Source organism: Micromonospora sp. URMC 106, from assembly GCF_051386395.1.
GTDB lineage: Bacteria > Actinomycetota > Actinomycetes > Mycobacteriales > Micromonosporaceae > Micromonospora.
This window is the reverse complement of sequence record NZ_JBPQTP010000046.1, coordinates 1-19,408: the sequence shown is the minus strand read 5'-3', so window position 1 is coordinate 19,408 and position 19,408 is coordinate 1. Positions and strand designations below refer to the sequence as shown.

General features: G+C 73.8%; 13 protein-coding genes, 1 tRNA gene and 3 pseudogenes. 13 read left to right on the top strand and 4 right to left on the bottom strand.

The features are described 5' to 3' along the window. Positions 1 to 140: 140 nt before the first annotated feature. The 3 genes and pseudogenes from ACSNOB_RS16355 (at position 141) to ACSNOB_RS16345 (ending at position 2,833) form a co-directional block, all read left to right on the top strand. The gene (locus ACSNOB_RS16355) at positions 141 to 2,261 is read left to right on the top strand and encodes an MMPL family transporter (protein ID WP_436687414.1); all 2,121 of its coding nucleotides are present in this window, start codon (positions 141 to 143) and stop codon (positions 2,259 to 2,261) included. Positions 2,262 to 2,274: 13 nt separating this feature from the next. Beyond that, positions 2,275 to 2,552, top strand: a pseudogene (locus ACSNOB_RS16350) (FAD-dependent oxidoreductase); the annotation flags it as partial. Between the two features lie 204 nt (positions 2,553 to 2,756). Continuing rightward, a tRNA-Ile gene (locus ACSNOB_RS16345) sits at positions 2,757 to 2,833 on the top strand. Positions 2,834 to 2,847: 14 nt separating this feature from the next. On the opposite strand, the pseudogene ACSNOB_RS16340 reads toward ACSNOB_RS16345, so the two are convergent. Then, positions 2,848 to 3,375: pseudogene (locus ACSNOB_RS16340) on the bottom strand (site-specific integrase); the annotation flags it as partial. 125 nt (positions 3,376 to 3,500) lie between these two features. Between ACSNOB_RS16340 and ACSNOB_RS16335 the strand changes: the two are divergent. The 5 genes and pseudogenes from ACSNOB_RS16335 to ACSNOB_RS16315 all read left to right on the top strand — a co-directional run. Further along, positions 3,501 to 3,974, top strand: coding sequence for a hypothetical protein (locus ACSNOB_RS16335; RefSeq protein WP_436687413.1), 474 nt, complete (start codon positions 3,501 to 3,503; stop codon positions 3,972 to 3,974). Continuing rightward, positions 3,974 to 4,804 carry a protein phosphatase 2C domain-containing protein gene (locus tag ACSNOB_RS16330; RefSeq protein ID WP_436687412.1) on the top strand — a complete coding sequence of 277 codons (831 nt, stop codon included), beginning with the start codon at positions 3,974 to 3,976 and terminating at the stop codon, positions 4,802 to 4,804. The genes ACSNOB_RS16335 and ACSNOB_RS16330 overlap by 1 nt, the downstream gene beginning before the upstream one ends. Before the next feature lie 213 nt (positions 4,805 to 5,017). Beyond that, positions 5,018 to 5,530 (top strand): hypothetical protein, encoded by a 513-nt coding sequence (locus tag ACSNOB_RS16325; RefSeq protein WP_436687411.1) that lies wholly within the window; start codon positions 5,018 to 5,020, stop codon positions 5,528 to 5,530. Positions 5,531 to 6,124: 594 nt separating this feature from the next. Then, positions 6,125 to 7,726 (top strand): LamG domain-containing protein, encoded by a 1,602-nt coding sequence (locus ACSNOB_RS16320; protein WP_436687410.1) that lies wholly within the window; start codon positions 6,125 to 6,127, stop codon positions 7,724 to 7,726. Between the two features lie 819 nt (positions 7,727 to 8,545). Next, positions 8,546 to 8,692, top strand: a pseudogene (locus ACSNOB_RS16315) (helix-turn-helix domain-containing protein); the annotation flags it as partial. Between the two features lie 141 nt (positions 8,693 to 8,833). Here the strand turns inward: ACSNOB_RS16315 and ACSNOB_RS16310 are convergent. Together ACSNOB_RS16310 and ACSNOB_RS16305 are read right to left on the bottom strand one after the other, a co-directional pair. Continuing rightward, a complete protein-coding gene (locus tag ACSNOB_RS16310) occupies positions 8,834 to 11,095 on the bottom strand; it encodes a DUF4153 domain-containing protein (protein WP_436687409.1) in 2,262 nt (753 codons plus the stop codon). A 115-nt stretch (positions 11,096 to 11,210) separates the two neighbouring features. Then, on the bottom strand, positions 11,211 to 12,098 hold the full coding sequence (locus tag ACSNOB_RS16305; protein WP_436687408.1) for a MerR family transcriptional regulator: 888 nt from the start codon (positions 12,096 to 12,098) through the stop codon (positions 11,211 to 11,213). 562 nt (positions 12,099 to 12,660) lie between these two features. Here ACSNOB_RS16305 and ACSNOB_RS16300 point away from each other — a divergent pair. Together ACSNOB_RS16300 and ACSNOB_RS16295 are read left to right on the top strand one after the other, a co-directional pair. Next, positions 12,661 to 12,930, top strand: coding sequence for a hypothetical protein (locus ACSNOB_RS16300; protein ID WP_436687407.1), 270 nt, complete (start codon positions 12,661 to 12,663; stop codon positions 12,928 to 12,930). Continuing rightward, on the top strand, positions 12,930 to 13,967 hold the full coding sequence (locus tag ACSNOB_RS16295) for a hypothetical protein (RefSeq protein WP_436687406.1): 1,038 nt from the start codon (positions 12,930 to 12,932) through the stop codon (positions 13,965 to 13,967). Before ACSNOB_RS16300 ends, ACSNOB_RS16295 begins: the two co-directional genes overlap by 1 nt. An 82-nt stretch (positions 13,968 to 14,049) precedes the next feature. Here ACSNOB_RS16295 and ACSNOB_RS16290 read toward each other — a convergent pair whose 3' ends face one another. After that, positions 14,050 to 15,219 carry an acyl-CoA dehydrogenase family protein gene (locus ACSNOB_RS16290; protein WP_436687405.1) on the bottom strand — a complete coding sequence of 390 codons (1,170 nt, stop codon included), beginning with the start codon at positions 15,217 to 15,219 and terminating at the stop codon, positions 14,050 to 14,052. 196 nt (positions 15,220 to 15,415) lie between these two features. Between ACSNOB_RS16290 and ACSNOB_RS16285 the strand changes: the two genes are divergently transcribed. From ACSNOB_RS16285 to ACSNOB_RS16275, 3 genes are all read left to right on the top strand, one after another. Continuing rightward, positions 15,416 to 17,656, top strand: coding sequence for a sensor histidine kinase (locus ACSNOB_RS16285; RefSeq protein WP_436687404.1), 2,241 nt, complete (start codon positions 15,416 to 15,418; stop codon positions 17,654 to 17,656). Then, positions 17,653 to 18,315, top strand: a complete 663-nt coding sequence (locus ACSNOB_RS16280; RefSeq protein ID WP_393103029.1) for a response regulator — start codon at positions 17,653 to 17,655, stop codon at positions 18,313 to 18,315. The genes ACSNOB_RS16285 and ACSNOB_RS16280 overlap by 4 nt, the downstream gene beginning before the upstream one ends. Before the next feature lie 106 nt (positions 18,316 to 18,421). Then, on the top strand, positions 18,422 to 19,351 hold the full coding sequence (locus ACSNOB_RS16275) for an LLM class F420-dependent oxidoreductase (RefSeq protein WP_436687403.1): 930 nt from the start codon (positions 18,422 to 18,424) through the stop codon (positions 19,349 to 19,351). Positions 19,352 to 19,408: the final 57 nt, after the last annotated feature.

Below are 19,408 nucleotides of genomic sequence, written 5' to 3'. Positions count from 1 at the left end.
CCGTCGTATCCGCCCGGTGGCCGAGGGCGCGGGCGGTCCCGTTTCGGCCACCGCGGGCGCTCCCGACCGGCAGGATGGACGGGGTCGTCCTGAACTCCCCTCTGCGTCGATCGATGCGTCGATTCTTGGGGTGGGTGCGGATGCCCGGAAGAGGTGGCCACGGCAGGATCACGCTCGCCGCCGTGGCGCTCGTGCTCGCGTGGCTGGTCGTCGGGGCGGTCGCCGGGCCGTTCTCCGGCAGGCTCGGCGAGGTCGCGACGAACGACAACGCCTCGTTCCTGCCCACCGACGCGGAGGCGACCCGGGCGCAGGAGCTGGCCGGACGGTTCGTCGATCGGCAGACCACCCCGGCCCTGGTGGTCTACGAACGCGCCACCGGCATCACCGCGACCGACACCCAGCGGGCGACCGCCGACGCCGCCCGGTTCGCCCGGGTGCCCGGGGTCGTCGGGCCGCTGCCGCCGCCGATCCCCAGCGAGGACGGGCAGGCCCTGCAGGTGGTGGTGCCGATCGACGACGCCGACGGCGAACGGATCGGCACGGTCGTCGGGGAACTGCGCGACCTCGCCGGCGGCGACCGCGACGGGCTCACCGTGGACGTGGCCGGCCCCGCCGGCCTGCTCGCCGACCTGATCGAGGTCTTCTCCGCCATCGACGGCACCCTGCTGATCGTCACGCTCTGCGTGGTGCTGGTCATCCTGCTCGTCGTCTACCGCAGCCCGGTCCTGTGGATCTTCCCGCTGCTCGCCGCCGGGATGTCCTTCGCGCTCGCCGCCGTCTTCGTGTACCTGCTCGCCGACGCCGACGTCATCAAGCTCAACGGGCAGGCGCAGGGCATCCTCACCGTGCTCGTCTTCGGTGCCGGCACCGACTACGCGCTGCTGCTGGTCGCCCGCTACCGCGAGGAACTGCACCGGCACGAGCGCCCCTGGGACGCGATGCGGGCGGCGTGGAAGGGCGCCGCGCCGGCGATCATCGCCTCCGGCGGCACGGTGATCCTCAGCCTGCTCTGCCTGCTGCTGTCCAGCCTGAACTCCAACCGGGCGCTCGGCCCGGTCGCCGCCATCGGCATCGCCGCGACCCTGCTGGTCATGCTCACCTTCCTGCCCGCCCTGCTCGTGCTCGGCGGGCGGTGGGCGTTCTGGCCGCGCCGGCCCCGGCTCGACCAGGCCGACCCGCGCACCGAGCACGGCATCTGGAGCCGGATCGCCGGCTTCGTCGCCCGGCGGGCCCGGCCCGTCTGGATGCTCACCACCCTCGCCCTGGCCGCGCTAGCGTTGGGTCTGACCCAGCTCGGCGCGACCACGCTCGGCCAGTCCGACCTGTTCACCGAGCGCACCGACTCGGTCGCCGGCCAGGAGGTGATCGCCCGGCACTACCCGGCCGGCACCGGCAGCCCGGCCACCATCTTCACCACCCAGCAGACCGCGCGGCAGGTCGCCGAGGTCGCCCAAAGCGTGCCGGGGGTGGCCGCCGTGCGGCCGGTCACCGGCGAACCAACCGGCCCGCCCGATCCGAACGCCCCGCCGAAGGTCGTGGACGGCACGGTGCAACTGCAGGCGACGCTCGCCGACCCGCCGGACAGCGACGGGGCCGAGCGGACCGTCCGCGAGCTGCGGCGGGCGGTGCACGCGGTGCCCGGTTCGGGCTCCGTGGTCGGCGGCTTCACCGCGATCAACGTGGACACGTCCGACGCCTCGACGCGGGACCGGAACGTGATCATCCCCGTTGTGCTGGTGGTGATCGCGGTCATCCTGGCCCTGCTGCTGCGGGCGCTCGTGGCGCCGCTCCTGCTGATCGCGACCGTGCTGCTCAGCTTCGCCGCCACCCTCGGCCTCTGCGCGCTGATCTTCCGGTACGTCTTCGACTTCCCCGGCGTGGACGCCTCGTTCCCGCTCTTCGCCTTCGTCTTCCTGGTCGCCCTCGGCATCGACTACAACATCTTCCTGATGAGCCGGGTCCGCGAGGAGTCGGCCAGGCGGGGCGCCCGCGCCGGCGTGCTGACCGGCCTCGCCGTCACCGGCGGCGTGATCACCTCCGCCGGGGTCGTGCTCGCCGCGACCTTCTCCGCGCTCGCCGTACTGCCGCTGGTGGTGCTGGTCGAGCTGGGCGTGGCGGTCGCGGTCGGGGTGCTGCTCGACACCGTGGTCGTCCGCTCGCTGCTGGTGCCCGCCCTGTCGTACGACATCGGCCCGAAGATCTGGTGGCCGGGCCGGCTGTCCCGGACGAACGGTGAGCGGGAGGCGCGACATGCGCGTTGAGACCGACGTGGTCGTGGTCGGCCCGTCGGCCCCGCCCGAGGCGACCGTGCGGGCCGAGCTGACCCGGCTCTACGGACGGTCCACGGCGGATTGGACCCACCTGACCACGGTGTCGACCCGGGACACGCTGCCGGCCGCGCCGCCGCCGCAGGGCGGCTGCGCAAGCCGGTGGCGCTGGGGCAGGGCCTCTTCGTGGCCGGCGACCACCGGGACACCCCCTCGATCCAGGGCGCGCTGGCCAGCGGCCGGCGCGCCGCCGGTGCCGTCCTACCGAAGCTGCGCGCCGGCTGATCCTGCCCCCGCTACGCGCCGCCGCCGACGGCGCCGACTCGACGTTCGACGCCTGCGGCTGGCGGGTGCGGGCGCGTCGGGACGACTGCTCGCTGTTATCCTCGCGTTGCCCATCGTGCTGCCGCACCGACGATGCCGATGAGCGAAGCGTCGGTTCGTGCTGGCCGGTGATCGACCGGGCGGGATAGGATCCGGCGCGGTGCCGGGGCGGTAGCTCAGCCGGTTAGAGCAGGGGACTCATAATCCCTCGGTCGCGGGTTCGAGTCCCGCCCGCCCCACCAGCCGTTCTCCCAGGTCAGCCATGCTGCCGACGACCCGGACGCACCGCATCGAGGTTCGGACCCACGCCCTCGGTCCGCACTGAGTCCGCAGCAGCACGACCCGCCGCCCGGTCGAGGCGGTCCGCCACCTGGTCCAGGTCGTCCTCGAAGAGGTCCGCGTACACGTCCAGCGTCATTGCCGCCGAGGCGTGCCCGAGCATCCGCTGCACCGCCTTGACGTTGGCGCCCTCGGCCACCGCGAGACTGGCCGCCGTGTGTCGCAGCTCGTGGGGTGTCAGGCCCGTAAGTCCGACCGACTCCGCAGCCCGGTCGAAGACGCGGCGACGGAAGTTGTTGTTGCGCAGCACCTCGCCCGCCGGGGAGGTGAACACCAGCTCGTCACCAGCCCGGCCGGCGATCTGCGCGGCGATCGGCTCGACCAGGAACCGGGGGAGCGGCACCGACCGCCGGTGGTGCGTCTTCGGCGTGCCGAACACCGCCCGACCGTTGACCTCGGTCACCGACTCCGCCACCAGCAGACGGCGTTTCACCAGGTCCACCCGGCGGACTCGAAGCGCGGCAGATCATTACCCCGCTGAAGCAGGAGGCGATCAGGTCGCGCCCGGTTGTCGCGATCGAGGACGTGACGGGCTCCCAGCGACTTGGCGATCTGGCGCGCAGCCTCGGCTTGGAACCGTCCTTCGAGTCCATCCCCATCGGCGGCGAGATCGACCTCAACCGTCCCAACCTCGTAGTCATCTCTGGTCCGCGCATCTCTGAGCACGTCGCCCAGGTGCTCGCGCAGGACCCCGCCTTGCAGTTCGAGCGTGCCAGCGACGGCCGGTGGACTCTGGTTGACCGCACGACCGGCACCGCGTACCGCTCCGGGCAAGACCAGGAGCCGCCGCGCAGCTGGGACGTGGCGTACCTCGGCCGCCTACCGCGACCGGACCGGCAGGGCTCAATGCTCGTCTTCACCGGCATCCACCCGCCCGGTTCGCTCGGGGTCGTCCAGCTGCTCTGCACCCGGATCGGCGAGCTGTACAACGAGGTCAAGACTGGGCACTTCTCCGTGCTGGTCGGCACCGAGTACGACCCCGACACCCGCGAGCCGCGCCAGGTCGAGCTACTGACGCCACTTCACCGGCTGGAGGACAACTGATGCATGTCACCATGGCGACCAGCCCAGCCAAGCCCGGCCAACCCAACGAGGACTTCACCGCGGCGACGCCCAGCGGTGTCGTCCTGCTCGACGGCGCCGGCCTGTCCGGCACCACTTCCCGCTGCTCGCACGGCGTCGCCTGGTACACCCGCCACCTCGGGGGCGCACTGCTCGCCGGCCTCGCTGACGACAGCGACCAAGAGCTGCCCGCCATCCTCGCCGAGGCGATCAGCCACACGGCCGCCCTGCATGAGGACACCTGCCAGCTTGACGAGCCCGGCACGCCGTCCGCGACGGTCATCATGCTTCGGCGCAACCGGGACCATCTGGAGTACCTGGTGCTTGCCGATTCTGTGCTCGTGCTCGACCAAGCCAACGACGCGCCGCTTGTCATCAGCGACGACCGCGAGGCACACGTCGGCCGGCACTACCGCGCCGCGATGGACAACCTTCTCAACGGCACACCCGAGCACGACCAGGCCCGCCGCGACTACGTCCAAGCCCTCCGCGCCTACCGCAACAAGCCCGGCGGATTTTGGGTCGCCGCCGCCGACTCCCGCGCTGCCCACGAGGCGATCGTGGGACGCCGACCGATCAAGGACGTGACAGCCGCAGCACTGCTCAGCGACGGAGCAAGCCGCCTTACCGACCGCTTCGGACTCACCGACTGGACCGGCCTACTGGCGATCCTGCACGACCACGGCCCAGCCGAGCTGATCCGCCGCGTCCGTGCCGCAGAAGACTCCGACCCGCAAGGCGACCGCTGGCCCCGTGGCAAGACCCACGACGACGCAACCGCCGCCTACTGCCCCCAACTGCTCGACGCATAGCGCCGCGTCGCTGTGATCCGACAGCTGATGTGCGACGCAGCTCCGCCAAGTGATGTGCGACAGATCCCGCAAGTCAGGGGCGACAGGATGGCCGCCGAGGCAACGCCCCGTCATGCCGAACTGCTGATGTCTGTTCGCAGGCCCGGTGAGATCATGGCCTGCGGGCGAAGGTGCAAGTGACCTGACACCGTTCGTGTAGCGACGAAGTAAACGATGATCCACGGCGGGCGGAGCGTGATGATTACAGGGCACGACACGGTCATCGTGACCGGCGCACCCGTCGATGCCGGCATCCGGGCGATGCTGGACGTCCTCGATCGCCGGTGGCCCGACATGCTGGTTGCGGTGAGCGAAGTTGCCGACGGCGTGTTCCGGCCCTGGCAGACCTCGCGTAACGATGTACCCGCTGGCACTGGCGAGGTGCTCGTCGCCCGTGACGCCCAGATGGAGCAGCGTTGGGACGAGGTCGGCTACTCGCTCATGGAGCACGACGAGGGACCATTCGCGTTGCTCTACCAACCAGCCGGTCAGACCACGGTTCAGATCCAGGTCAACGAGGACCCATATGGCCGGTCCGGATTCGGATTCGAGCCGCACTCGGCGACGTTGATCAGCGCTGGCCTGTCACTCGTGACGGTGGTGACGCCAGACGCCGAAAGCCCGTTCAGCCGACGGATCCTCAATGCGCTCAGGCAAGCGCTGATCAGTCAGACCCGTCAGACCTAATCTCTCGCAGCCGCGAGGCGTAACTAGGACCCGCTCATGCCGCGATCAGCGCGCTGAGGTGTCGCAGATCAGGTGGCGGACGCGTGTCGCGCATCAGCCGACGGAGGACAATAGCGCCGCGTCGCAGGTTGCCGAATTGCGCTCTATCAGATCAAGGCGGCCCGCAAGCGGGCCGCGGCGGCCCGGCCCCGGCCTGCTGGCGACCTCCGGCCGGCATCGGCCGGGCCGGCCGGCCACACTGACGGACGACAGGACCATGAAGACCTCGGGGGCTCCGCCCCGAACCCCGACCCTCCTCAGAGATCGGCGGCGAATCCCCTCGCCGGGCACCACAAGGGCTACCGGCCTCCCCGGACGGGACCAAGGTCGTTCGGCTGGTGAGGCGCTCCACCTTGTCCCCGTCCGGGGAGGCCGGAAGATCTACGACTGCCGGACGAGGAGATCCGCTTTCGCTGCCACCCGCTATGGTCGGGCCTACAGCACCGATAGGGGGTAGCGGTCCGCCGGCCGTCCTGTGACACTGTCCCGGCGACTCGGCTAGATGATCGTCATTCCTAGCCGCTCCTCTCCACAATCTTCACGGGGGAAGGTGCAATGACTAACCACATTTACTTCTTCGGCCCTGCCCGCAAGGCCGCACTGCGCCTGGCCGTGGCCTTCACCGCCGCGCTGCTACCCCTTGCCGCAGCCACCACGGCGGACGCAAAGCCCCGCGCCACCACCCTCGACCGGCCGTCCCCGGCGACGGCGATGTGGGGGTTGGAGGCATATCCGGGGATAACCCAGGCGCAGGGACTCGCCGATGGGCAGCCAGCGGTTGGCGGCGACACCCCGCTGACCGGCTCGGGCATCTCCTGGCAGGACGACGCCCGGTTTGTCGGTGGCCAGACGGCGGCCTTCGACGGCACCTCGTCGTCCCTGTCGGCGTCACCCTCGGCCCTGAACACCGCCGGGACCTTCTCTCTCGCTGCCTGGGTGCGGCTCACCGACACGTCCGTCAGCCGGGTCTTCGCCAGCAAGGCCAGCGCCGGCCAGGCCACCCTCTCCGTCGGCTATGACAAGACCAGCAACCGGTGGCAGGTCCAGATGCCGTCGAAGACCGGCAATGGCGGCAAGGTGTCCATCGCTCGGTCGACGTCGGCACCCCAGATCGGGCTCTGGACGCACCTGGCGGTCGTGCACGATGTCACCGCACGGACGCTCACCCTCTGGGTGGACGGAGTGGCGGAGGCGACGGTGGGCAACGTGACCGCAGTCAACGACCCGTCCGGCGAGGTCCGGCTGGGCCGCGGTGACACCACCTGGTGGCAGGGCAACCTGGCCAACGTCCGGGCGTACGACCGAGTGCTGGTCGGCAAGGACTTCACCGGCTGGCTCGCCTCCGACCCGGACTCCGGAGGGTTCAACGAGCCGGGTCTGCTGCAGCCATGGCAGGTCGGGGGATGGAACTTCGAGGCGGCGACCCCGTGCTACGAGGAGAACCTCGACCCGACCCTCTGCTCCGCACCTGACTCCACCGCCTTCGGACGCCAGCTCGCCCTCACCCAGGGCGCTTTCATCGCGTCCGACGGCCACCGGGGCAGCAGCGCCCTCGCGCTCGACGGCACCCACTGGATCGACGATCCGTCTGACCCGCACTACGGCGAGGCGACCCGGGAGCACGCCCGCACCCAGACCAACCTGGGCGAGCCGCAGAACCCGGTGTGGCAGGACGGACCCGTGCTCCGCACCGACCAGTCGTTCACGGTCTCGACCTGGGTGCGCCTGGACCCGGCTCAGGGCGCGCAGACGGTCCTGTCGCAGGACGATGTGGACCGTAGCGCCTTCCGCGTCGCCTACGAGCCGAACAACGGTGGCCAGTGGGTGTTCACAGTGGCCGCCGGGGTTGACGACTCCGCCACCACCTACGCGACCGCACCGGCGACTGCCGTCGGCCAGTGGCACCACCTCGTGGCGGTCCTCGACGCCACGCACCGGCAGGCGCGGCTCTACGTGGACGGGACGGCGGCCGGGGCAGTCGGACTGAACGCCGCCTGGCAGCCCCGACAGGCGCCGGGTGCCCTCCTGGTCGGCCGGTCGACCACACCCGCAGGACCCGACGGATGGCTGTACGGACAGGTCGATGACCTCGGCGTGTACCAGGGCGTGCTGAGCGAGGCGGACGTGCAGCGCCTCTTCACCGAGCAGACTCTCTGAACCGACGCTTGACGACCCACGCCGGGCCTGGCGCGGAAGGCTCCCTCTGGGCCGCGTTCCGCGCCAGACCAGCGGCGACCAGGGTCCCCAGGGACAGGTTTGGGAGCCACAGGTGGGAGCCACCGGGGCGAGCTGAGCCGGACGAGACCGGACCGATCGAGTTGCGGAAATCGCAAGGACCAGGGGGAGTCGAACCTTGCCGAACGGTTGTGGCCCGCTCTTGGGAATCTACGGATCACCAGGTGGCTGTACAGCCATCCGTACAGCCAAGCCCACTGACGAAGGCGGTCCGAGGGCGACGGCGGGCGACACGTCGAGCAGGTCAGCGGCAGTGACCGACGCCGGCCGACAGCAGTCATGATCTTTGCAAGGCAGGGGCGGGCGAACTCGCCGCCTCGGGGCAGCGAGCAGTCCGCATCCAGTCCGCAAGAGGTCGACGGGCAGTGGGGAGTGGTGAGAGATGCCGAGAGGCGTTTCCGCTGCTAGACCGCCATGCGCCCAGGTCGACGGGACGGGCAATTTGATCTCATAATCCCTCGGTCGCGGGTTCGAGTCCCGCCCGCCCCACCACGCAGAACCCCTGGTCAGCCGACTTTTTCGTAATGCTGGTCGGAGTGCGAGCGCGTCACGGGTCGTCCCCGTGGGGACAGCAACCGGGCCAGCGACGCGAGACTGAGGAGCCATCGAGTGGATCGCTCAGGGGGAAGGTCTAGTTGTTCTGTCCATGGACGTTGGTGACGCGTCCGGGATCTTGAAATAGGTGAGGACCTCCGGGTGAGGTGGAGCTTGTCGAGGTTCCACATCGTCCCGGAGGTTCTCGTGCCACACGCTAACGCACCCCCTGACGGAAGGCGCCGTCTGCGTCTTGCCCACTGCGTGGTCGATGACGGCTGGCCGTTGCGGCGGGCAGCTGAGCGGTTCCAGGTCAGTCCGACCACGGCGAAGCGGTGGGCGGACCGCTACCGTGCCGACCTGACGAGCAACCTGGAGGCGTCCGCCTGCTACCAGCCGGTCCCCGGCACCCGGCGCTGCGCGGCAGTCAACATCCCCGAGCCCTGGTGACCGGTGCGACCCGGTGCCCCCGCCCGGGCGGGGGCACCGGGTCCGTCACCGGCGGCTCTTGGGCAGGTCGAACTGGTCGGCGGCCTTGCAGTCGCGCCGGCCGCCGACCGCGCCCGGCCCGGCCCGGTCGAGCGCCTCGCGGGCCCGCACCCGGCCCAGGTTCCAGGCGTACCAGGGATCCGGCTCGTCGAGGTCGTCGGCGATCCAGCTCAGCGTGCAGCGGCGCACCGGGTCGGGCAGGCCGGCCAGGGCCGGCGTCGCGTCGGCCGAGAGCGCCCGCAGGTACCAGGCGTCGATCTTGCCCGTCTGCTCGTAGCGGGCGATGTTGCGGCGGGCCGCGTAGTCCTCAGGGTTGAGCACGGCCAGGCTCAGCAGCATCGCCACGGCGAGCGCCACGGTCAGCCGGGGGATCCACCCGCCCCGCCACCGGATCCCGGCCACCAGGATCATGAGGAAGACGGTGCCGAGCAGCAGCTCGAACGCCATCACGAAGAGCCGCTCCCCGGTGAAGCTGTAGGCCTTCTGGTACGTGTACATCCGCGACAGCGCCGACACCACGACGACGAAGCCGAACGCGCTGAGCAGGCCGAGCAGGACCCGCAGCAGGTGGCGCTCGACCGGTCGCTCCCGCCGCGCCCACCGGGCCACGCCGGCGAGCACCCCCAGCGTCAGCATCGTGACGACGACGAGCTGCCAGAACCCGCTGCGCGCGTACTCGGCGTAGCTGAGGCCCGCGGTGCGCAGCACGTGCCGTTCCCCGCCGAACAGGACGGTGAACTGCACCGCCACGAAACCGCCGAACAGCAGCGTGAGCGCGCTGATCAACGGTGCCCACTCCACGACGCCGAGGCGGCGCGTGCCGGGCCGGTCCACCGTCGACAGGTCGGGGGGAGCGGCCAGCGTGTAGACGGCGGCGACCGCGCTCAGCCCACCGATGGCGGCGAGGAAGAGCCAGGCGAACCCCGCGCCGGCGTTGACCTCCGGGATGAGCCCGCCGAGCACCACGGAGAAGGCGCCGTCGGCCGACGAGAGGAGCGCGCCGAAGACGACCAGCGCGGCCACCGTGGCCGCGGCCGACCCGACGACGCGGCGGGCCAGGCCCGGGTTCGCGGGGGCCTGGAGGTGCCCGCCCACCCACGGCAGCCCACGCAGCGCCGCGAACGGCGCCGCCACCAGGCTGAACAGGATCGAGCGTACGAGTCGCCCGCCCACGATCGCGAGGGTCGCGCAGCCGAGCGCGCCGAGGACGCAGAACGTCACCAGCCACCAGGCGTTGCGGAAGGCCAGGACCGAGAGCAGCGCCAGCGCGGCCACCGCCCAGCCGGCGCGGACCCACCGTTCGGCGCGCGGCAGGTCGGCGCCGGTGCGGCGGACCGCGACGACCACCGCGACGGTCAGGGTGAGCCAGCCCAGGAACCAGCCGATGCCGGTGCGGGTGAGCGGCACGAAGCACGCCAGCCCCAGCGCTCCGGCGAGGACGGCGGCCGGCACGGACCGGTCGCGGGCCGCCTTCGGGCCCGGCCACCGCGTCTGGAGGAACGAGGGCCGGACCGGTGGCGGCTGGTAGCCGCGGTACGGCATGGGCGACGTGACCGGCGTGCCCGTCAGGTACGGCGCCGGGTGGGGACCGACGCCCGGCGGCGGCGCGGCGACGGTTGCCGGCGCGGCGACGGTTCGCGGGGCGGCGGGTGCCGCCGCGGTGGCGGGTGGTGGCGACGTGCCCGGGTCGGGCGGCGCGGCGGCGGACGGCGGCGCGGCGTCGGTGGGGGAGGGCGCCGGGGCTCCGGCCGGGGACGGCTGCGCCGACCGCGCGTCGGGTGGCGCCCCGGCGGGCGGTGGTGCCTGCCCGGTCACCGCGTCCGCCGTGGCCGTCGGGCCCGGGCTGGCCTTCCCGTCCGCCTGCCTCGGCACGGCCGCCGGGCGGGCGCCCGCACCCGCCGGCGCGGCGGCCGTCGGGTCGGTGGCCGGGCCCGGCGGTGTCGGCGCGGCGGCCGTCACGTCGGTGGCCGGGCCCGGCGGCGTCGGCGCGGCGGTTGCCGGGTCGGTGGCGGCGTCCGGTGGTGTCGGCGCGGCGGACGGGAGCAACGGGATGAACACGGCGTACCCGCGTGTGCCCGCCGGGATGCTGACCGGGATCGCCCAGGCGGGCGCGCCCTCCGGGCCGGGCCACACCATGGGGGGCGGTGCCCCGTCGGTGGGCGGCATGACGAGCAGGTACGGCGTCGCGGTCCCGAGGCTCTCGCCGCCGGGGCTCGCGGGCACGCCGGTCGTCTCCGGGGATCCCGGCACCGGGGGCGGCTGGGTCACGGACCCTCCTCGATCGAATGGTCCGCACACTGTACGACCGATCCTGATCCCGTCGCCGCCCGGCTGACGCTCCGTGAGTCGCCCCGCACGACGCGTCGCCGGCGGGATCGGCGGCTCAGGCCCGTTGCCGCTCGGTCCAGCGGTCGTCGGGCCAGGCGGCCGTGGGCAGGGTGGCGCAGGCGCCGCCGCAGACGTGGGGGTAGGCCACGTCCGTGGTCAGCTCCCCGGTGGCGGGATCTCGGGCACCGGGGTACGAGATCTCCCGGGCCGGCCCGCTCAGGGGCGACCCGTTGCGCTGCAACCAGCCCGAGACGGCGTCGTGGGCGGCGAGGACAGCGGGGTACGTGGCAAGGGCGGAGGGTAGCGACACGAAGACCTCCGCGCGGGCCGGCTCGAGCCGGACACCGATCCGTCCGTGGGGCTCCACGCTGCCCTCGGTGGGTGCGCACACCTCCACCGCTCCGTCCGAGTCCTCGGACACCAGGCTGTGGAAGGCGACGAAGAGCGGTCCGGTCAGCGGTAGCTCCTCCGCCCGGAGCAGGGCGAACAACTCCTCGCACGCCTCGGGGACGAAGGTGGGCAGCGTGGCGGCGTCGGCGTGGCCGTGGATGCTGACGACCTTGTGCCGCGGGACGGCGCGGTGCCTCAGGTGGAAGGTGGTCCCGGAGCCGGTCATGAGTTCCTCCTGAAGGTGTGCCACGAGCGACGCGTGGGAGTGGTGCAGCTGTTGGCGCCGCCGCCAGTAGCTCGCCACCCGCTCGGCCGCGCTCCGGCCGTCAGGGGCGTCGAGGACGTGGGCGACCTGCTCCAGCGGCATGCCGATGGCCCGCAGCAGCGCGATCCGGCGGGAACGGGCGATCTCCCCGCGACCGTAGTAACGAAAGCCGGTGCGCTCGTCGGTGCGGGCCGGCCGCAGCAGCCCCCGGGCGTGGTAGAGACGCAGCGCCTTCTGGCTCAGCGACGTCTGCCGCGACAACTCACCGATGGTTATCAGGTCGTGCATGCGCGCGAGTCTGGCGTATGCCCCAGGGACAGAGGCAAGTGACGATCGCGGGTCCGTTCGTCCGGGTGGCCGGTGGCGGGGCCTGGCCGGGCCGGCACGCGACCAGCTCGACGCGACGGTGTCGGGTAGCCGACAGGACGCCGGCCGCCTCCGCGACGCACTGTTGTAGCAGGTGAGAGGCGTAAGGATGGCGGGCCACATCCCATTCCTCGGGCCCGGCGGGGACAGCACCGTCCCCGCTGACGCCGCCATCACCGAGCCCGGCCCCGCGACGGCCCCGGCGTAGCGCAGCGCCGGCCGGCCGCGCACCGCGAGGCCGCGCTCCGCCAGCCCACCGATCCGGGCGCCCGGGCCGGTGCGCCGCACCGACACCGACGTCACACCGTGTCGAGCCGCGCAACCCCGAGACGAGCGCGACCGACGAGCCGTACCCCGGAACCGGTCCCCGGCCGCGCCGTCGCGTGCCGGCGGACCGGTCGTCGCCAGACCCATCCTCCCCGCCGGGCCCCGACCGTGGCCACGAGCCGCCCGGTCCGGCAACCGAGCACGAGAGGAGCCGGCCATGGCCGCTCCCACCGCGACCGCGTCCCTGAACGCCTCGACCTACTCTCCCGGCGACCAGATGACCCTGACGGTCACCTACGGCGACGCCGACACGAAGCCGGTGACCGTCACGATCGTGGTCACCGACGCGCAGGGCAACAGCAGCGCCCCGGTCAAGGTCACCGCCGTCATCGACCCGCTCACCGTCACCGTCACCGACAGCTCCGGCCGCACCTGGACCAGGTTGTCGGACAACGGCTCGGTCGCCGTCTACCGGGCGGTGGCGTGATGCCCCGGGTCACCGTCACCGTGCGCGACAACGGCGGGCGCACCGCCACCGCCACCGCCGACTACACGATCGCCCCGCCCGTGCTGGGCGGCTACTACCTCTCCGGCGGCGCGGACCCGACGGCGGACATGGCCGGCGGGAACTTCCGCTCGCTGACCCAGTACCGCAGCTTCGCCGACGGCTACACCTTCCCCGGCTACCAGCGACCGTGGCTGGTCACCCTGGGCCGGGCGGGGGTGCGGATGAACATGGTGCTGGAGCTGAAGCACTACGGCGCGCCCAACGCCGGGCCGCAGACCTTCACCGTGGACGGCGTCGCCCACACCGTCCCGGCGCCCGCGATGACCATCCAGCAGCGACCGGGCACGAGCTGGCCCCGGGCGTACGGCTACAGCCAGGTCCTGGCCGGGCACTGCGACGGGCTGTTCGCCCGCGCCCTGTCCCAGTACCGCACCCTCGGGTTCGGGGTGAACATCCAGCTCGCCTCCGAGCTGGACACCGACCACGAGTTCGGCACCACCGAGTCCGGCGTCACCTACACGTGGGCGCAGTCGGACGCCCGCGCGGTGCAGGCGATGACGTACATCGTGAACTGGTTCCGGGCCCGCCAGTTGCCCGCCGACACCACCTTCTCCGTGGGGGTGGGCGGCTTCGACCGGGCCTGCTTCCAGCGCACCCACCCGGAGGCGCTGATGGCCAGGCTCGACTTCCTGCAGTGGAACGCGTACGCGACCAGCCCCACCCACACGGCGCTGGCCCGGTTCCGCCGGACGAAGGACTGGGCGGTGGCCGACCTCGGGCCGGTCGCGCTCTCCCGACCGGTGATCATCGCCGAGTGGGGCGTACGGGTGGCCGAGGTGCCGGACCAGGCGGCGTGGATCGCCACCGTGCCGGCCGCCATCGCCCAGCTCAACGCCGAGCGGGGGCCCCGGATCGCGCGGACCAACTACTTCAACTCCGGCTGGGGCACGCTGTCGCCGAAGTCGACCGGGCTGGCCGCGCTGCGGGCCGCGTACGCCACCCGGCCGTACGTCTGAACGCTCCGGCGGCGTCGGGGCCCGACCCGGCGCCGCCGGCACGCTCGACAGTGGCTCGCACCTCTCGCGCGGGTCCCCGGCGTCAGTAGGCCAGCTCCACCGGCCGGCCGAGCACCCGGGCGCCGTTGTTGCCGAGCCAGCCCTCGGCCGCCGCCGCGTGCTGGCTGAAGGTGTGGATGTCCCGGAAGCGCCGCTGGAGCGGGGACGAGTCCCGGGCCGCCCCGCCGCCGGCCGCCCGGTAGCAGGTGTCGACCGCGGCGGCGGCCCGCTCGGTCACCCAGGGCAGGGCGGCGGAGATGCGCGGGTGCAGCCCGGGGACGGCCGCCGGGTCGGTGGCGCAGGCCGCCCAGAGGTCGTCGGCCAGGTCCCGCAGCAGCGCCCGGGCCGCGCGTACGTCGAGGTCGGCGCGGCCGAGCTGGAGGCGGAAGGCGGGCGAGTCGGCCAGCGACTGCCGGGCGTAGAGCCGCTGCCGGCCGCCGTCGAGCAGCGCGACCATGTCGTCCAGCGCGCCCTGCGCGATGCCGACCGCCACCGCGCCCAGGTGCAGGACGAAGTGGACCAGCGGCGCCACGAAGCCCGGCCCCGGCACGCAGGGCGCGCCGGTGAACAGGTCGAAGCTCTCCTCCGCCGGGCAGAAGGCGGACGCCACCTCCACGTCGTGGCTGCCGGTGCCGCGCAGGCCCAGCGCGTGCCAGGTGTCGTGCACGGTGAACCGCGAGGCCGGGAAGAGCATCGAGCGCACCTCCGGCGGCGTCCCCGCCGGCCCGGGCAGTGGCTCGCCGTCGCCGGTCAGCACGCAGTTGCCGAAGATCCAGTCGGCGTGCCGGACGCCGCTCGCGTACGCCCACCGGCCGGTGACCTGGAAGCCGCCGTCGGCCAGCTCGGCCCGCCCCTGCGGGGCGAACCCGCCCGCGACCACCACGTCCGGCCCGTCGGCGTAGAGCTTGTCGAACCGGTCGCGGGGCAGCATCGCCAGCAGGTGCGGCGTCTCCGCGCCGATCATCACCGTCCACCCGGTCGAGCCGTCCGCCCGGGCCAGCGTCTCCAGCAACCGCAGCCCGGTGCGCAGGTCCGCCTCGTACCCGCCGTGGCTGCGGGGGACGAACATCCGGAAGCAGCCGGCCGCCCGGAGCCCGTCGAGCAGGTCGGCGGGGAGCCCGCGCGCCGCCTCGATCTCCCCGGCCCGGCGGGACACCTCCGGGAGCAGCGCGTCCACCGCCCCGATCAGCCGGTCCCGGTGCTGGTCCTCCATGGGTTCCTCCTCGCGTCGTCGCTCACCTCCACGGTGGACCGGCCGGCGACCCGGGGGCCAGGGACACCGGCACCGGGTGCCCGGGACATCCGCCCGGCGCGCGAGGCCGCGCCCTGGGCGACTGTCGCCGGACCGACATTCGCACTGGAACGTCGGGGGATCACCAACTGCCCCCGCGGCTGCCAGGATTCTCGGCATGTCGGTCCAACCCCCAGCGACGACGACCCTCGGCGACCGCCGGTACCCGGTCGCGGCCTGGGTCGTCCTCGTCGGGTGCGCGCTGCTGTTCGTCGCGACCGCCGCCTGCTGGGTGCTCGCCCGCCGGCCGTGGGGGCTGTCCCAGCTCTACTTCCTGGTCGACTTCACCGACTGCGCCGTCTACGGCGTGGTCGCCTGGCTGATCCTGCTGCGCCGGGGGCATCCGGTCGCCTGGCTGCTCGCCGCGACCGGGCTCGGCGGCGGGTTCAGCGCGCTCAGCGCCCAGTACGTCGACCTGCTCCGGGTGCATCCCGGGCTGCCGGACCCGGTGCTGCTCACCTCCGCCCTGCACTGGGCCTGGGCGCCGGGGATGCTCTCGCTGATCGTGGTGCTGCCCTGGCTGGTCCGGGAGGGGCGACTGCCGCGGGCCGCCCGGGTGGCGGTGCTGGCCGGCGCGGTGGTCGTCGCCGGCTACGTGCTGTTCCAGCTCACCTGGCCCGGGCCGGACGCGAGCGGGTCGGGCGCGCCGCTGCGGATCGCCAGCGCGGGGTGGGCGGGGTTCATCGAGCGGGTGCAGCCGGCCCTGCTGGTGGCCGTCCCCGTGCTCGGACTGCTGACCGCCGCCGGGGTCGCGGCCCGCCGCCGCCGGGGCGGGCCCGTCGAGCGGGTCGGGCTGGGCTGGCTGGCCGTCGGCACGCTGCTGCTCGCCCTGAGCTTCGCCCCGGTGGCCCTCCCGGAGGGCTGGGCCCGGCCGGTGCCCGACGAGGCGGCTCCCGTGGCGATGCTCGCCTCGCAGGCGTTCTTCCCGGCCGCCGTGCTGGCGGTGGTGCTCCGGCAGCGGCTGTGGGGCATCGAGATCGCGGTCCGCCGCACCCTGGTCTGGTTCCTGATGACGTTCCTGCTGGTCGCCGCGTACGTGCTGGGGGTCTCGGTGCTGGACGCGCTGCTGCCGGCCACCCCGGCGGTGCCCGGGGTGCTGGTCACGGCGCTGGTCGCGATCGGCGTGCAGCCGGGCCGGCTCCGGGTGCAGCGCTGGGTGGACCGGCTGATCCACGGCGCGGCGGCCGAGCCGCTGCGCGTGGTGCGCCGCGTCGGGCACCGGATCAGCGCGACCGAGGACGCGGCCGACGTGCTCACCGGCGTGGCGGGCAGCCTGACCGACCTGCTGCGCCTCGGCGCCTGCGTCATCGAGGTGGACGGGCCGGAGGGCTGCTCCGCGCGCGCCGAGTCGGCCGGTCCGCCCGGCGCGCCGCTGGTGCTGCCGCTGCGCCGGGGCGAGCGCGAGGTGGGCCGCCTCACCGCGTGGGCCCGGGCGGGGGAGCGGCTGGACGGGCGTACCCGGGCCGCGCTGCTGGACCTGGTGCCGCTGGTCTCCTCCGCGGCGAGCCTCGCCGCGACCAGCGGTGCGCTGGCCGCCTCCCGGGCCCGGCTGGCCGTGGCCCGCGACTCCGAGCGACGCAAGCTGCGCCGGGACCTGCACGACGGCCTCGGGCCGGCGCTGGCCGGGGTGGCGCTCGGCGTGCAGGCCGCCCGGAACCTGCTCACCGTCGACCCGGACGCGGCCGGCCGGCTGCTGGACCGGCTGCGCGAGGAGATGGACCAGAGCGTCGAGCAGGTCCGCGACCTGGCCCGGGGCCTGCTGCCGCCGGTGCTGGGCGAGCGGGGCCTGGTGCCGGCCGTGCACGAGCTGGCCCGGCGGTACGAGGGCGGGCCGCTCCTGGTCGAGGTCGAGGCGGCCCCGCTGCCGCTGCCCGAGCCGGTGGCCACCGCCGTGTACGGCATCGTGGCCGAGGCGCTGCGCAACGCCCACCGGCACGCCGCCGCCCGGACCTGCCGCATCGCGCTGACCCGGGACGACGCGGGTCTGACGGTCACCGTCGCCGACGACGGGGCCGGCATCCCGCCGGGGGCGTCACCCGGTGTCGGCATGCTGTCGATGCGCGAGCGGGCCGAGGGGGTCGACGGGGCGTGCACGGTCGGCCCGGGGCCGGCCGGCGGCACCCTGGTCACCGTCCGGGTGCCGGCCGACCGGTGCGCCCTGCCAGCCCCGGCGGGGCCGCCCCCGGAGCACACCCCGTGGCCACCGGAGGCCGTGTCACCGGCGCCGGGGTGCGCGCCGTCGCCGCCGGTGGGGACGGCACCCGTCCGGGCGGGCGACGACGTGGGCGTCGGGGACGACCGGCGCGGGGGAGACCTCCAGGTCGGGGCCGCGCGTCGGGCGGCGGGGGTCGCGTCGTGACCGGGACGGACGACGGGGCGATCCGGGTCGCGGTGGTCGACGACCACCCGGTGTTCCGCCTCGGCATGACCGCCCTGCTCGCGAGCACCGCCGGCCTGCGGGTGGTCGGCGAGGCCGCCGACGCCGACGCGGCCCTGCGGGTGGCCGACACGCTGCGCCCGGACGTGATGATCATGGATCTGCACCTGGGCGGCCGGTCCGGGGTGGAGGCCACCCGGGAGATCGTCGGCCGGCACCCCGGGATCGGGGTGCTCGTGGTGACGATGCTGGACGACGACGACTCGGTCTTCGCGGCGCTGCGCGCCGGGGCCCGCGGCTACCTGCTCAAGGGGGCCGCGCCGGGGGAGGTGGAACGGGCCGTCCGGGCGGTGGCCAACGGCGAGGTGCTGCTCGGCCCGGCGGTCGCCGCCCGGGCGGTGGGCTTCCTGGCCGGGGCGCGCGCCGCCGGCCCGGTGCCCTTCCCCGAGCTGACCGACCGGGAGCGCGAGGTGCTCGACCTGGTCGCGCAGGGGCTGAGCAACGTGGTGATCGCGCGGCGGCTGACGCTCAGCCCGAAGACCGTCCGCAACCACCTGTCCAACGTGCTCACCAAGCTCCAGGTCGCCGACCGCGGCCAGGCCATCCAGCGTGCCCGGCAGGCCGGCCTCGGCCAGTTGTGAGGCCGGCCCTGCCGAGGCGGGGTCGCCCGCGCCCCCGCCTCGGCCGACCGGGCGCGGGCGGGGCGAGCCGCGGCGGCGGCCGGGCCGCCTCCCTATGCTCGGTGGCATGGAACTGCGGATCTTCACCGAACCCCAGCAGGGCGCGACCTACGACGACCTGCTCGCCGTGGCCCGCTGCGCGGAGGACGCCGGCTACGGCGCCTTCTTCCGCTCCGACCACTACCTGAAGATGGGCTCGGTGAGCGGCGACCCCGGCCCGACGGACGCCTGGACCACCCTCGCCGGCCTGGCGCGGGACACCCGGCGCATCCGGCTGGGCACGCTGATGACCGCCGCCACCTTCCGGCTGCCCGGCCCGCTCGCCATCACCGTGGCGCAGGTCGACCAGATGAGCGGCGGCCGGGTGGAGCTGGGCATCGGCACCGGCTGGTACGCCGAGGAGCACACCGCGTACGGGATTCCCTTCCCGTCGCTGGGGGAGCGCTTCGACCGGCTGGAGGAACAGCTCGCGGTCATCACCGGGCTCTGGGCGACGCCGCCGGGCAGGACCTTCGACTTCGCCGGGACGTACTACCCGGTCAGCGACTCGCCGGCCCTGCCGAAGCCGGTGCAGGACCCGCGCCCGCCGATCCTGCTCGGCGGCATGGGCCCGAGGCGCACGCCCCGCCTGGCCGCCCGCTACGCCGACGAGTTCAACCTGCCGTTCGCCTCGGTGGAGGACTCGGCCGCCCAGTTCGGGCGGGTCCGGGCCGCCTGCGCCCAGGCCGGCCGGGATCCGGGCGAGCTGTGCTGGTCCAACGCCCTGGTGCTCTGCTGCGGCCGGGACGACGCCGAGGTGGCCCGGCGGGCGGCGGCCATCGGCCGGGAGCCCGACGAGCTGCGCGCCAACGGCCTCGCCGGCACCCCCGCCGAGGTCGTCGACAAGATCGGCCGGTACGCGGAGATCGGTAGCGAGCGGCTCTACCTCCAGGTGCTCGACCTGGCCGACCTGGACCACCTGGAGCTGGTCGCGGCCGAGGTGATGCCCCAGCTCTGAGCCGCGGCGGCCGGCCCGGACGGGACGTCAGGCGCAGACCCGGCCGCCCGCCCCGCC